This window comes from Parabacteroides sp. Marseille-P3160, assembly GCF_900162725.1.
Classification (GTDB): Bacteria; Bacteroidota; Bacteroidia; order Bacteroidales; family Tannerellaceae; genus Marseille-P3160.
The window spans coordinates 3,938,133-3,950,837 of the sequence record NZ_LT799418.1; the positions used below are offsets into that span (position 1 = coordinate 3,938,133).

The following is a 12,705-nucleotide window of genomic DNA, read 5'->3' on the forward strand; positions in this document are numbered from 1 at the left end:
ACTCTCTTTTGGATAGTCTACGCATGTCCTAAAATCTTATTGCAGATTCCGTCTGTACAGGAAAAAATAGCTGAACGAGCAACGGTGGAATTATCGAACCTCCTGGGCGTACCTGTAAAGATAGGACATGTTAACATCGGATGGATAAACCGGTTGGTTTTAGAAGACATTTATCTGGAAGATCAGTCCGGAATGCCTATGTTGGAAGCGAGCCATATATCCGCCGGTTTCAAATTGCTGCCTTTGTTCAAACGGAAAATGGTATTTACGACCGTCCGTTTGTTCGGTTTCTCCGTCCACCTCCGGAAAGCCGATCCCCAAAGTCCGCTGAACCTCCAGTTCCTGCTCGACGCTTTTGCTTCCAAAGACAGCACAAAAAAGAACCCGAATATCGAACTACGATTCAATTCCATCCTTTTACGAAGGGGACATTTCCATTATGACATCGCAAGCGAACCGGCGACGCCGGGCAAATTCAATGCCCGGCACGTCGATGTAAAAAATATTACGGCGAAGATGTCACTGAAAGCCTTTACGGCGGACAGCCTGAACGCCAGTATAAACCGCCTCAGCCTGGAAGAAAGCTCCGGACTAAAGATCAGGAATTTATCCGCCCAGATGGCTGGAAATAAAGAATCCGTAACAGTAAAAAACCTGGAACTTCTCCTGCCGAAAACCTCTTTCAAGATAATGCATGCCGGGATTAAGACGGCAGGTATAGACAGCCTCAGCCAACTTTTCAATGCTGCTCCGATCGATTTGGAGGTCAGTCCGTCGCAGATTTACCTGCAGGATTTGAGCGCCCTGGTTCCGGCGTTCAGGTATTTCACCGACCGGATCGACCTTTCGGCGCATGCTTCGGGTACAATCAATGATATCCACGTGCGTAATTTAAAGGTAAACTACGATAATGAGAAAATCGCCTTGACCGGCAATACGCATCTGAAAGATGTTACGACCCCTCAACGCACCTACCTCCACGGGGAGGTCAGTCGGCTTCATATCACGGAGGAAGGCTTGGCCCGGATCCTTAAGAACTTCGGGGAAAAGCCGATCAAACTGCCGGAAGAAGTCAGCCGGCTGGGGGATTTGGATTTCAAAGGAGAGATCTCCGGATTGTTAGATAATTTGATTGCTTACGGGGAGCTAAAGTCCGCCATCGGTTCGGTTCAGACCGACCTGAGTATCGGCCGTGACAAAGCCCGGAATATAGCGTTGGCTCTGAAAGGGAAGATTGCCTCTACGGAACTTCAGGTAGATCGCCTGTTCAAGGAAGGCAATCCTTATGGGAAAGTACGGTTTTCCATCGAATTAGACGTAAAGCGCCCCTCGGGAGGAAATTTCTCCGGATATGCCAAAGCAGCGATCAGCAAGCTGGAATACAAAGGTTATGAATATAAAAATATCCAGATCTCCGGTGATTTCAATAAGAATGAATTCGACGGCATATTGGAGGTAAACGACGAAAACGTACAGTTGTATGCCGAAGGCATGTTCAACACGCAACACAAGAATCCGGCCTTCAATTTCAGCGCAAGGGTCCGCCATTTCCGTCCGGATAAACTGCATCTTCTGAATAAGGATAAGGAGACGGAGCTTGCATTTTCTCTGCAAGCAGACTTTACAGGAAACAATATTGACAACCTGGAAGGAAGCATCCGGATGGATAGTTTGTCCTTCCATACCGCTTCCGGTAATTTCGAACTGGACAGGCTGCTGGTCGAGGCTTCAGGACATTCGGGAAACCGGGGTTTGTCGATTCATTCTCAACTTCTGAACGGTGAGATAACCGGCGCCTATTCGTTTTCCGGGCTGACTTCCAGCCTACTACGGACGACTAAACATTTCTTGCCTTCCCTGATTGAAACCAAGCAAGGAAAAGAGAAGAAAAAAGCGAATGAGGAAAACAACTTTAACTTATCCCTGACCATACAAAACACGGAAGCGCTGAGTAATGCCCTTCAGCTTCCGGTTACGATCCTCAATGGATTCCGCTTGGTAGGGGAATATAATGACAAAATTGACCGCTTCCGCTTTGAAGGCTTCCTTCCGAAATACAGACTGGGCAAATCGGATTTTGAATCCGGTTATTTCATCGCCGAAAACAGGGACGACAAAGCAACCCTTCAACTCCGGATGACCCAAATCAACAATAAGGGCGTAAGGAATTATTTTGAAATCAAGGGAGACGCAGCCAATGACAAGATCAATACGCTGTTAAGTTGGGAAAATAGCCAAAAAAGTTTGTACAAGGGAGAATTGTCGGCGTCTGCCGTTTTCGTTAAGGAAGAAAACGAGAAGCAGCGTCCTTTCCTCAGGACGGAAATCACCATGAACGAAGGTTCGCTCATTGTAAACGATTCGATATGGAAGGTCGAACCGGCTTCCATCACCATCACAAAAGGAAATGTCCGAATAGACAACTTCTACATCTCGCGAAAAGACCAGCATCTACGTATCGACGGGGTGGTCTCGGATAATGCATACGAAACAATGAGCGTCGAATTGAAAGATATAGAACTAAGTTATATCTTCGACATCATCAATATCAAGGCCTTGGCTTTCGGCGGACGGGCTACGGGGACATTCCATCTGAATGATCTTTACCATAGCCGGATTATTAATACGGACCTGGAGGTCGAACACTTTTCATTTAACCAAGTGGAAGTAGGACGCCTGAACCTGTTCAGCGAATGGGACAACGAACAACAAGGGATCCTGATGCTGGGAAGTATCTATAAGAACGATACGACATGGACCGATGTCAACGGTTATATCTTCCCGGTAGGTGAGAAGGAAGGGCTTTCCCTTTATTTCGACGCAAACGACATCAACATTGCCTTCCTGCAACCTTTTGTGCAGACCGTGGCAAAAAACATACAGGGAAATGGCTCCGGAAAAGTGCATCTGTTCGGCCCGTTCAGCGACCTGACTGTCGAAGGGGACGCTTATATCAGGGAAGGTGGCTTCGGCATCGACTTTACAGGGACTTATTACACCTTCTCGGACTCGATCCACATGACTCCTTCTTCCATCCGGGCAAGCAACCTGACCCTATACGACAGCGAAGGGAACAAGGGAACCGCCGACTTGACGGTCAACCATCACAACTTTGAGGACCTTTCTTTTCATATAAACGTCCTGGCAAATCAAATGTTACTCTACGACGTAACCGAAAAGAAGAATCCGCAGATACACGGGAAAGCTTACGGAAGCGGCTCGGCGGTCATCAAGGGAAATGAAAAGCTCGTCGATCTCGATGTTTCCATGCAAAGCAACCCCAATACAAAAATTTATCTGAACTTTATGGATGCTACGACGGCTGAAGAATATGATTTCATCCAGTTTGTCAATAAGGATACGATGCGACTGGCTTCGAATGATTCCACAACCAATAGCTCTCCCGGTCCGCGGCTCGACACGAGTACGGAAATCCGGATGAACTTCAACCTGGATGTTACGCCGGACGCTCAGATCGAATTCATGATGGATCCGGCTTCGGGCGATAAAATTATCGGTAACGGAAGCGGGAATCTGCAAATACAATACGGGACCAGATCGAATCTGGCGATGTTCGGAGGACTGACCATCCAAAGCGGGAACTATGATTTCAGCATGCAGCAAATCATCCACAAGGATTTTAAGATAAGGGAGGGCAGTACAATCAATTTCCATGGCGATCCCAATGATGCCAATCTGAATATCAATGCGATCTATAATGTGACAGCCAATCTGGGCGATCTCGACCAATCCCTTCTGATTGAAAGCGCCCGTACCAATATTCCGGTGAACTGTGTGCTGTTGATCGAAGGAAGATTGCAAAATCCTTCGATTTCGTTTAATCTGGAACTTCCCAGCTCGACCGAAGAACTGGAGCAAAAAGTAAAAGCCTATGTCGATACGGAAGATATGATGACACGCCAGATAGTCTATCTATTGGTTCTTAATAAATTCTATACGCCGGACTATTCCAAGAACACAACCCGTTCCAGCGAATTCAGCGCCGTGGCCTCGTCGGCCGTATCTTCCCAACTCTCTGAGATTCTAAGCAGCTTTACGGATAAAGTACAAATCGGGACCAACATACGCGCCAGCCAGGATGGCGTTACGGATACCGAAGTAGAAATGCTGCTTTCCAGCCAACTATTGGATAACCGTCTTCTGATCAACGGAAACATCGGTTATAAGAACAATACATTCCAGCAAAATGCCTTCATCGGTGAATTCGATATGGAATACAAGCTGACTCGCAGGGGAGATATCCGCCTGAAAGCCTACAATCACGCTAATGATATGTACCGTTACAAGCAGACCGCCCTGACTAAACAGGGAATCGGTATTATGTATCGGAAAGATTTTACGGATTTCTCCGATTTATTCCAATGGAAAAAGTCAATCCCGGTTTTTGCTTTGCCGCCCGATACGATTCCGAACGGAAAGAAAGATTCGATCCCATTAAAGAAAGACGGTTCGGAAGGAGGAAAGTAACCGCTCTTTCGCCAAACTCATATCCTGGAGATTCCCCAGTTCGTTAGCCAACGACGTGACTCCCTTATCCACAAAACCGCAAGGATGAATCAGGGAATAATATTTCAGGTCCGTATTGATATTTAAGGCAAATCCGTGCATCGTCACAAACCGGCTGCTCTTTACCCCGATGGCGCAAATCTTACGTTCCTTCCCCGGAATCATCGTATCCAGCCACACACCGGTCGCCCCCGGCAAACGTTCGCCGGCAATGCCGTATCCGGCAAGAAAGCGGATTATCACTTCCTCCAATAAATGGATATATTGCTTTAATCCGCAATGGAAAGTCTCCAGATCAAAAACAGGATATCCTGTGATTTGGCCCGGGCCATGATAAGTGATATCCCCTCCCCTGTTAATATGGTAATACGAAATGCCGTGTTCAGCCAGTAAGGATTCCGGGACTAAAAGATTCGATTCATTCCCGCTCTTGCCCAAAGTAAATACGGGCGGGTGCTCGCAAAAATACAAGCGGTTTTCACCGGCCTGCCCGCTCGCCTTTGCCTGCAGCAATTCTTCAAAGGCTGTTGTCTGGATGGCCAAGGCTTCAGGATAGCCTATCTTGTCTAAATCGATAAAACGAAATTTTTCCATTTCCATTTACTTTTCCCTTCTGTTTTGTTTTTGGATTTTCTCCCGGCTCGGAGAATTATACCCCATGTCGACTGTCTCCAACTTTCGCATCAATGAAAGAATGGCGCCTTGCCGCTGTAGCATATACCGGGACGGACGCGCCGAATTAAATCGTCGGGGATTCGGCAAAGTGGCGGCAATCAAAGCACATTCCGAACGTGTAAGCCGGTAGGCCGACTTGTTGAAATGGGCGAGCGCCACCGCCTCCGCGCCGTAAATGCCGTCTCCCATCTCTATGGAATTCAAATAGACTTCCATGATTCGCTCTTTACTCCAAAGGAGTTCAATCAAAAAAGTAAAATAAGCTTCAAACCCTTTCCGCAGATAACTTTTATGCGGCAGCAAAAACACGTTCTTGGCTGTCTGTTGGGAGATCGTGCTCGCCCCTCTCACCCGGCGGCCTTGTCTGGCTTCCTTGCGCGCTTTTTTAATTTCTTTCAGATCGAAACCGCTATGTTCCAGGAAACGGTTGTCTTCAGAAGCGACAACCGCCTGCGCCAAGGCCTGCGGAATCAGATCCATCGGGATCCAGTGATGGGATAGCTTCAACGGTTTATCTTCCCTCATCTGTTCATACAAACGTACAAACATCAAAGGGGTGAAATAGACCGGTATAAACCGGTATATAACGACCATTGCGAGGCTGGAAAAAAACAGAAACAACGCAAGGTTCCGGCACCAACGGAGAAGTCGTTTCATGCTTATTCCTTTCTTATCTCAAGCGGTTCAATGAACGTATTAAGGCTTCGTCCGCTTTAATTTTGCGGACGGCAAGATAATAAAGTACCAAGTCGATCAACGGAAAAGCGATTGCAATCTTCATCTGAAACGGCATCTCCTCCGCCTGCTCCTTGAATGAGGAAAGGTAGTAAGCCAGTAAGGCATAGAATAGAACGATCAGAAAAGAATTAATATTGGAAAGCAATATCTGGCGCTTTCTGTTTTTATACAAGAATATCGTTATGAATGCAATCAAAGCAATCAGAAGGGTCAAGCCGGCCAGAGGCAAACTGCTGTAAACCGTCTCCGGTGGAGAAGCAAGCGTTTTCATGCCGAACACTGTCGCCTCATAAGACACATTGTTAAATAAAGCGCCCCCTAACGGCAAAAACAAAGTAAGGACGGTTAATATCGTTATTAACAGTAAGTATAAGGACTGTATTCTCTGTATCATATCGTTTCTTCATTTGAATTATAAATGAAAGGCCGACTCATTACTGGTCAGCCCTCCCCGATTGTTTCTTTGATCTGCCTTAGAGACTGTTCTTTTCCTTGGCCGGATTCTTGTAATATATTTTCCCTTCTTCATATTCCTGTGCCGCAATCAAAGTCGGCTTCGGCAATTTTTCGTAATAACGGGAAATTTCTATCTGTTCTCTATTTTCAAACACTTCCTCCAGGTTATCATTGTAAGAGGCAAACTCCTGCAATTTCTTTTCCAGTTCCTGCTTCATTTCGACGCTAATCTGATTGGCACGTTTCCCAATGATGACCACTGTTTCGTATATGTTACCCGTATCTTCACAGAATCTCATCATATCGCGCGTAATCGTAGTCGTCGGTGCGTTCGATTTTTTGTAATCCATCTTTTTATCTATAAATTAAATTAGTATGCACTTGTAATATGGGAATTGGCGTATTCGTAATAACGCTGTATTTCCTTCACGTATTTGCCTTCCGGAAACTCATTCATATAATTGAAATATTCGTCCACGACCTCCCGGTAACGCCCTTGCAAACGTTCCTCTACACTGACCAGAGCTAACTCATATTTCGAACGGATCATCAATACCATGAAGTCTTCCCGGTATTTCGAATAGGGATAATCCTTCAACGCATTCTGAACGGCAATTACACAGGAAAGATAGTTATTTCCCATATAAGTTCCTAAATTATAATATAAGCGGGCGGCCATAAACTCCTTATAAGCCAACTTTTCCTGAAGTTCGAACAAAATATCCTGCGCCTGTTTGGCCCGTTCGCTCTGGGGATAATACTCCATATAGAGTTGCATCTGATTGATGGCCTCGTAGGTCTGCTTTTGATCCAGCCTCGGGTCCGGAGAATCCAGATACAATCCGTAGCCGGAATAGAAACGGGCTAACTCCGTGTATTCCCCTTTCGGATAGGTCGTATAATAGGTATTGAAATACTGGGAAGCCGTTTGATAATCTTTCTGCCCGTAATAACTTTGGGCCAATAGGTATAACGACTCCTCCGCATTCTTCGTTCCCTTAAAGATTGTCACCAGTTCCTCCAGTAAGGTAGCCGATTTCGTATATTGCTTCGCATTGAAATATTTCTTTGCATAAGAATATTTTTGCTCATAGTCCGTACTCTTCAAGATCTTGTTGTACTCCCCGCAAGCAGAGAACGTCAGCAAGACCAAGCTCATCATCCATAAAAAAACAATCTTTTTCATTCAACCCCTTTTAGCGGACAAAGGTAATATTTCCATTCTTAAGTAATAGCATGAAAACGTTAATAATTACAACTTATACAGCTCGCTGGCCGCCAGAAGTTCTATTTTATTTGCTTTCAAGACTTCCAGGCAGGCGTCTACATCTTCCGGCCGGAGAATAACATGCGCCACCTCCCCCTGTGAAAAGGCATACATATATTCAAGGAACAGGCCCGCGCGGGTAATCAGTTCCATGATCTTTCCCAAAGCGCCCGGCTGGTTCGGGCATTGGATGCAAACGACATCCGTCACATTCACGGCATACATTTTGTCGCGTAAAACCCGGATCGCCTCATCCGTGTCCGAAACAATCAGGCGAAGAATGCCGAAATCGGAATTTTCCGAAACCGTAAACGCCGTCATATTCACCCCCGCCTCGCCTAACAGCTTGGCTACTTCCGTGAAGCGCCCTTTCTTGTTTTCTAAAAAAATAGATAATTGTTTAATTAGCATCGCTGAAATCGTTTTCTTGGATTAAACAAATTTACGTTTATCAATCACCCGTTTCGCCTTTCCCTGGCTACGCTCGATACTTCGGGGCTCGACCAACTTGACGGTCGGCCGCAGCCCGATAACACTCTGCATGCGGTCGGCAATTTTCTTTTGCATCGCCAGCAGTTTCCCCATTTCGTCCGTATAAAACTCGGAACGTACTTCCACTTGCACCTCAAAGGTATCCGTATTATTCACACGGTCGACCACTATCAAATAATGCGGTTCGAATTCTTCCAATTCGAGGATCACAGCCTCCACTTGCGAAGGGAACACATTTACTCCACGGATGATCAGCATATCATCGCTTCGTCCCAAAATGCGGTCCATACGCACCGCCGTACGCCCGCAAGCGCATTTTTCGTAATGAAGAGCTGTCAGATCACGCGTACGATAACGGATCATCGGCATCCCCTCTTTTGTCAACGTGGTAAAGACCAGTTCACCGGGATGCCCGGGCTCTACCGGCTGCAAGGTCTCAGGATCGATGATCTCGGGATAAAAATGATCCTCCCACAAATGAGTCCCGCCCTGATATTCACATTCGCAGCCTACTCCCGGCCCGGTAATTTCCGTCAGCCCGTAGATATCATAAGCCTTGATTCCCAATTTTTCTTCGATCTCCTTCCGCATATTCTCCGTCCAGGGTTCGGCTCCGAAGATTCCGACTTTCAACTGAAAGTTCTCCCGCGGGATTCCGGAATCCTTGATGGCCTCCGCCAGGAACAGGGCATAGGAAGGCGTGCAGGCCAATGCTTTGGCGCCAAAATCATGCATCAACTGGATCTGTTTCTGCGTATTGCCACTGCTCATCGGAATCACTGTACCGCCGATCTGCTCGACGCCTGCATGCAGGCCCAGCCCTCCCGTAAACAGCCCGTAGCCATAGGATACCTGCACCAAATCCTGTTTGCTGATCCCATAGGCATAAAGGCAACGCGCTACCGCTTCTTTCCAAATAGATAGATCTTTACGCGTATAACCTACGACAATCGGCTTCCCGGTAGTTCCCGAAGAAGCGTGCAACCGCACAATTTCGGACATCGGCACCGCCATCAGCCCGAAAGGATAGTTGTCGCGCAGATCCTGTTTGACCGTAAAGGGCAATTTTGCGATATCGTCAATGGATTGGATATCCTCGGGCGTAAGGCCCAGTTCCTGCATCTTCCGGCGATAAAACGGCGTGTTATGATATACCCTTTCAACGACTTGTCTCAATCGTATACTCTGCAGCTTCCGCATATCCTCGCGAGGCATACATTCTATTGTTTCGTTCCAGATCATTTTGTTTTTCGATGGCTAATAGTTTACGGAACACAAAGCTACAAAAAGATACAGTATAACCAATAAAACCGGGGATGTTTATTTTCTGCGGCGATTTATTAAAATACCCTGATTATGGTATTGGGTAAATAGCAGAAAAAACATACTTTTGTCCGTATGAGAATAAAACAGTCAAAAACATTAATGCCATGGCAAAAATTGTAAAGAAATTAACTGAATTAATAGGGAACACTCCACTATTGGAGTTGTCCAATTACAACAAAAGTAAAGGATTAGGAGCGAAAGTCATCGGAAAGCTCGAATATTTCAACCCGGCCGGTAGTGTAAAAGACCGCATCGCCCTCGCAATGATTGAAGATGCGGAAGCTTCCGGTAAGTTAAAACCGGGCGAAACGTTGATCGAACCGACCAGTGGAAACACCGGTGTAGGTTTGGCTTTTGTTGCAGCCGCCAAAGGATACAAATTAATCCTGACGATGCCTGAAACTATGAGTATAGAACGCCGGAATTTGTTAAAAGCATTGGGCGCCAAGCTCGTCCTTACTCCGGGATCAGACGGGATGAAGGGTGCGATCGCAAAGGCCGTTGCTTTAAAAGAAGAAATACCGAACTCGCTTATTTTGCAGCAATTTGAGAATCCGGCCAATCCGGCAATCCACAAAAAGACAACCGCAGAGGAAGTCTGGCGGGATACCGATGGAAAAATAGACATCTTCATTGCCGGAGTTGGAACGGGAGGAACAATCAGCGGAGTAGGCAGCGTCTTGAAAGGATATAATCCGGATGTAAAAATCATAGCGGTAGAACCGGCAGATTCACCCGTATTGTCCGGAGGCAAGCCAGGACCGCATAAAATCCAAGGGATCGGCGCCGGCTTTGTTCCGAAGACATATGATTCCTCCGTTATAGACGAAATCTTCCAGGTGAAAAACGATGATGCCATCCGTACGAGCCGGGAACTGGCTCACCGCGAAGGCCTGTTAGTCGGCATTTCTTCCGGAGCCGCTGTTTACGCCGCTACGGAAATAGCCAAACGCCCGGAGAACAAAGGCAAAACCATCGTCGCACTTCTTCCGGATACCGGCGAGCGTTATTTATCTACTGTTCTCTATGCTTTCGACGAATACCCATTGGAAGAAAACTAAGCCAATAAAACAATAAATAGAATGAAAAAGGGAGCTGTCTAAAAAGCACTGCGCCGCCCAGAAAATCCAGTATACTCATTTATAAAATCCAGTATACTCATTTATGAAATCCAGTGTACTCATTTATAAAATTCAGTGCACTGGATTTTTTCCGTACAAGTCAGGGTTTTTTGGACAGCCTCCTTTCTTCCGGATCATGAATTATACCATACATTATGCGGAAGGAGTTGAACCTGATTCTTTAGAGTTAATTGATTGAATAAATGCGAAAACTGAAAATAACCGAACTCAACCGGCTGACGCCGGAATCTTATAAAAAAAGCAAGAAGACGCCCCTGGTGGTCGTTCTCGATCATGTGCGAAGCCTGAATAATGTCGGATCGGTCTTCCGTACCGCCGATGCTTTCCGCATCGAGTCTATCTTTCTCTGTGGGATTACCGCCTGTCCTCCTCATGCCGAAATACATAAAACGGCTTTAGGAGCGGAAGACTCGGTCGACTGGCGCTATTTTGAAGACGCGCTTCCGGCGGTACGTTCGCTGCAGCAGCAAGGATATATCGTCTGCGCCATCGAACAAGCGGAAGGGAGCACCCTGCTGGATTCTCTGGAGTTGGACAAAACAAAAAAGTATGCCGTCGTATTAGGAAATGAGGTCAAAGGCGTACAGCAAACAGTAGTCGATGCCTGCGACCGCTGCATCGAGATCCCCCAATATGGGACCAAACATTCGCTTAACGTTTCGGTTACAGCCGGGATTGTACTTTGGGATTTCTTCCGGCAACTGTCAGATTGAACCGTCTTCCACTAACCGGACAATCATTTCGACCTGCCGGTCTTTATTCCCGGGATCATACTCCGTTTTCAGGCTCGCACCGAAAACACCTGCGAAAAGATTCCAGAAACCGGCGCGGAAAGAGCCCAGATAAGCATTGAGAATATTGTAACTGGATTGATTACATTCCCGGTCAATCAATTTGATCAGCAGCTTTCCTTGCGAATAAGAAAGTTTCTTCAACTGGGGCTTATATTCCTTATATAATTCTTTCTCCATCCGTTTGAGATGTGCTTGCTTTGATTTCTCATCCGGCAAGGTCTCCATATATTCGTAAGTCTCAATCAGGGTGGCGTAAACCATTTTCGCATAAGGCAACGTACGTTTGACATCCCTTACCAGCTTCGTATACTGCTGTTCCTGCTTCTTGCTTTTAAAACGATATTCGCCGAAAACAAATGCGGTAGGAAGCGTGAATACCGGAACCGTATCTTTGCCATTCAGCAAATAGAGCTTATAAGGCAAAGGGGCCGAGTAAGTCAATATACCTTCCTGTGCTTTACCCGAAGATAAAAAGCAGATGAGGAAAGAAACGATCAACCAAAACTTATACCTGTTCATACCCCGCAAAAATAGATGATTAATAAATCAGCCGTTCCGTTTTTACAAACTTTATATGATAAATTTCCCGGGACAAGAAGGTTCGCCTTCACTTCTTAACGATCCTCATCTTCCGGATCTTTATATTCTCCAATGGACGGTCGTTCTCGTCGGTCAGCACATATTGTATTTTGTCAACCGCTTTCATTCCGTTCACTACTTCTCCGAAGATCGTATATTTTCCATCCAGATGCGGAGCACCGCCTTCCAGCATATAGGTTTGCCGCTCTTCCGGGCTGAACTTCCGATGCGTTTCCTGTTCCATCTTATCCAATTCCATTGCCGTATAGAATTTTCCGGTTACGATATAAAACTGGGTGGGAGAAGAAGCGCGTTCCGGGTTCACATCATCGCTTTCACGGGCGGCGCATAACATCCCCGCCTTATGAAAATATTCAGGATACCGGATTTCCGCCGGAATCGTATAACCCGGATCATCTTCGCCCAGTTTTTGCCCTGCCTGCGCATCTTTCGAGTGAATGTCTCCCCCCTGGATCATAAACTGCTTGATTACCCGGTGAAACAATAAGCCTTCATACTTTCCTTCCTCTACCAGTTTGATAAAATTATCCCGGTGCAAAGGAGTATCGTTATAGAGTTTCACCTTTATTTTTCCTTTATCCGTTTCGATCAACACCATGGTTTCCTTCTCCTTTTGCCCCCACGCTTGCACCGCATTCAGTGTGAAAAGCATCATACACAAAATCAACGTATATTTCTTCATGCTGTT

General features: G+C 46.2%; 12 protein-coding genes. 3 read left to right on the plus strand and 9 right to left on the minus strand.

Annotated features, from left to right (window positions below; all coding sequences use genetic code 11):
* Positions 1 to 39: 39 nt before the first annotated feature.
* Positions 40 to 4,488 (plus strand): translocation/assembly module TamB domain-containing protein, encoded by a 4,449-nt coding sequence (locus BQ8014_RS15875; protein WP_234998068.1) that lies wholly within the window; start codon positions 40 to 42, stop codon positions 4,486 to 4,488.
* Here BQ8014_RS15875 and lipB read toward each other — a convergent pair.
* The 7 genes from lipB to BQ8014_RS15910 all read right to left on the minus strand — a co-directional run bounded on the left by lipB (position 4,456) and on the right by BQ8014_RS15910 (position 9,397).
* Positions 4,456 to 5,121 (minus strand): lipoyl(octanoyl) transferase LipB, encoded by a 666-nt coding sequence (gene lipB, locus BQ8014_RS15880; protein WP_080906004.1) that lies wholly within the window; start codon positions 5,119 to 5,121, stop codon positions 4,456 to 4,458. The two genes, BQ8014_RS15875 and lipB, sit on opposite strands and share 33 nt — an antisense overlap.
* A 6-nt stretch (positions 5,122 to 5,127) precedes the next feature.
* Entirely contained in the window at positions 5,128 to 5,859 is a 732-nt protein-coding gene (mtgA, locus tag BQ8014_RS15885; RefSeq protein ID WP_080905211.1) for a monofunctional biosynthetic peptidoglycan transglycosylase, read from the minus strand.
* A gap of 13 nt (positions 5,860 to 5,872) precedes the next feature.
* The gene (locus BQ8014_RS15890) at positions 5,873 to 6,334 is read right to left on the minus strand and encodes a DUF4293 domain-containing protein (RefSeq protein WP_080905212.1); all 462 of its coding nucleotides are present in this window, start codon (positions 6,332 to 6,334) and stop codon (positions 5,873 to 5,875) included.
* A gap of 79 nt (positions 6,335 to 6,413) precedes the next feature.
* A complete protein-coding gene (locus BQ8014_RS15895) occupies positions 6,414 to 6,746 on the minus strand; it encodes a DNA-directed RNA polymerase subunit omega (protein WP_080905213.1) in 333 nt (110 codons plus the stop codon).
* Between the two features lie 20 nt (positions 6,747 to 6,766).
* Positions 6,767 to 7,582 carry an outer membrane protein assembly factor BamD gene (locus tag BQ8014_RS15900; RefSeq protein ID WP_080905214.1) on the minus strand — a complete coding sequence of 272 codons (816 nt, stop codon included), beginning with the start codon at positions 7,580 to 7,582 and terminating at the stop codon, positions 6,767 to 6,769.
* A gap of 66 nt (positions 7,583 to 7,648) precedes the next feature.
* Positions 7,649 to 8,074, minus strand: a complete 426-nt coding sequence (locus BQ8014_RS15905; RefSeq protein WP_080905215.1) for an amino acid-binding protein — start codon at positions 8,072 to 8,074, stop codon at positions 7,649 to 7,651.
* Positions 8,075 to 8,095: 21 nt separating this feature from the next.
* Positions 8,096 to 9,397, minus strand: a complete 1,302-nt coding sequence (locus BQ8014_RS15910) for a phenylacetate--CoA ligase family protein (RefSeq protein ID WP_080905216.1) — start codon at positions 9,395 to 9,397, stop codon at positions 8,096 to 8,098.
* Positions 9,398 to 9,585: 188 nt separating this feature from the next.
* Between BQ8014_RS15910 and cysK the strand changes: the two genes are divergently transcribed.
* Entirely contained in the window at positions 9,586 to 10,542 is a 957-nt protein-coding gene (cysK, locus tag BQ8014_RS15915; protein ID WP_080905217.1) for a cysteine synthase A, read from the plus strand.
* Between the two features lie 263 nt (positions 10,543 to 10,805).
* On the plus strand, positions 10,806 to 11,336 hold the full coding sequence (locus tag BQ8014_RS15920) for an RNA methyltransferase (RefSeq protein ID WP_080905218.1): 531 nt from the start codon (positions 10,806 to 10,808) through the stop codon (positions 11,334 to 11,336).
* On the opposite strand, the gene BQ8014_RS15925 is transcribed toward BQ8014_RS15920, so the two are convergent.
* Positions 11,328 to 11,936, minus strand: a complete 609-nt coding sequence (locus BQ8014_RS15925) for a DUF4294 domain-containing protein (protein WP_080905219.1) — start codon at positions 11,934 to 11,936, stop codon at positions 11,328 to 11,330. The two genes, BQ8014_RS15920 and BQ8014_RS15925, sit on opposite strands and share 9 nt — an antisense overlap.
* Before the next feature lie 88 nt (positions 11,937 to 12,024).
* Positions 12,025 to 12,699 carry a peptidylprolyl isomerase gene (locus tag BQ8014_RS15930; RefSeq protein WP_080905220.1) on the minus strand — a complete coding sequence of 225 codons (675 nt, stop codon included), beginning with the start codon at positions 12,697 to 12,699 and terminating at the stop codon, positions 12,025 to 12,027.
* Positions 12,700 to 12,705 lie beyond the last annotated feature (6 nt).

Bases quoted from the DNA above. Each gene is read 5' to 3' on its own strand.
- lipB (WP_080906004.1), bottom strand. From the start codon at position 5,121: ATGGAAAAATTTCGTTTTATCGATTTAGACAAGATAGGCTATCCTGAA.
- mtgA (WP_080905211.1), bottom strand. From the start codon at position 5,859: ATGAAACGACTTCTCCGTTGGTGCCGGAACCTTGCGTTGTTTCTGTTT.
- BQ8014_RS15890 (WP_080905212.1), bottom strand. From the start codon at position 6,334: ATGATACAGAGAATACAGTCCTTATACTTACTGTTAATAACGATATTA.
- BQ8014_RS15895 (WP_080905213.1), bottom strand. From the start codon at position 6,746: ATGGATTACAAAAAATCGAACGCACCGACGACTACGATTACGCGCGAT.
- BQ8014_RS15900 (WP_080905214.1), bottom strand. From the start codon at position 7,582: ATGAAAAAGATTGTTTTTTTATGGATGATGAGCTTGGTCTTGCTGACG.
- BQ8014_RS15905 (WP_080905215.1), bottom strand. From the start codon at position 8,074: ATGCTAATTAAACAATTATCTATTTTTTTAGAAAACAAGAAAGGGCGC.
- BQ8014_RS15910 (WP_080905216.1), bottom strand. From the start codon at position 9,397: ATGATCTGGAACGAAACAATAGAATGTATGCCTCGCGAGGATATGCGG.
- cysK (WP_080905217.1), top strand. From the start codon at position 9,586: ATGGCAAAAATTGTAAAGAAATTAACTGAATTAATAGGGAACACTCCA.
- BQ8014_RS15920 (WP_080905218.1), top strand. From the start codon at position 10,806: ATGCGAAAACTGAAAATAACCGAACTCAACCGGCTGACGCCGGAATCT.
- BQ8014_RS15925 (WP_080905219.1), bottom strand. From the start codon at position 11,936: ATGAACAGGTATAAGTTTTGGTTGATCGTTTCTTTCCTCATCTGCTTT.
- BQ8014_RS15930 (WP_080905220.1), bottom strand. From the start codon at position 12,699: ATGAAGAAATATACGTTGATTTTGTGTATGATGCTTTTCACACTGAAT.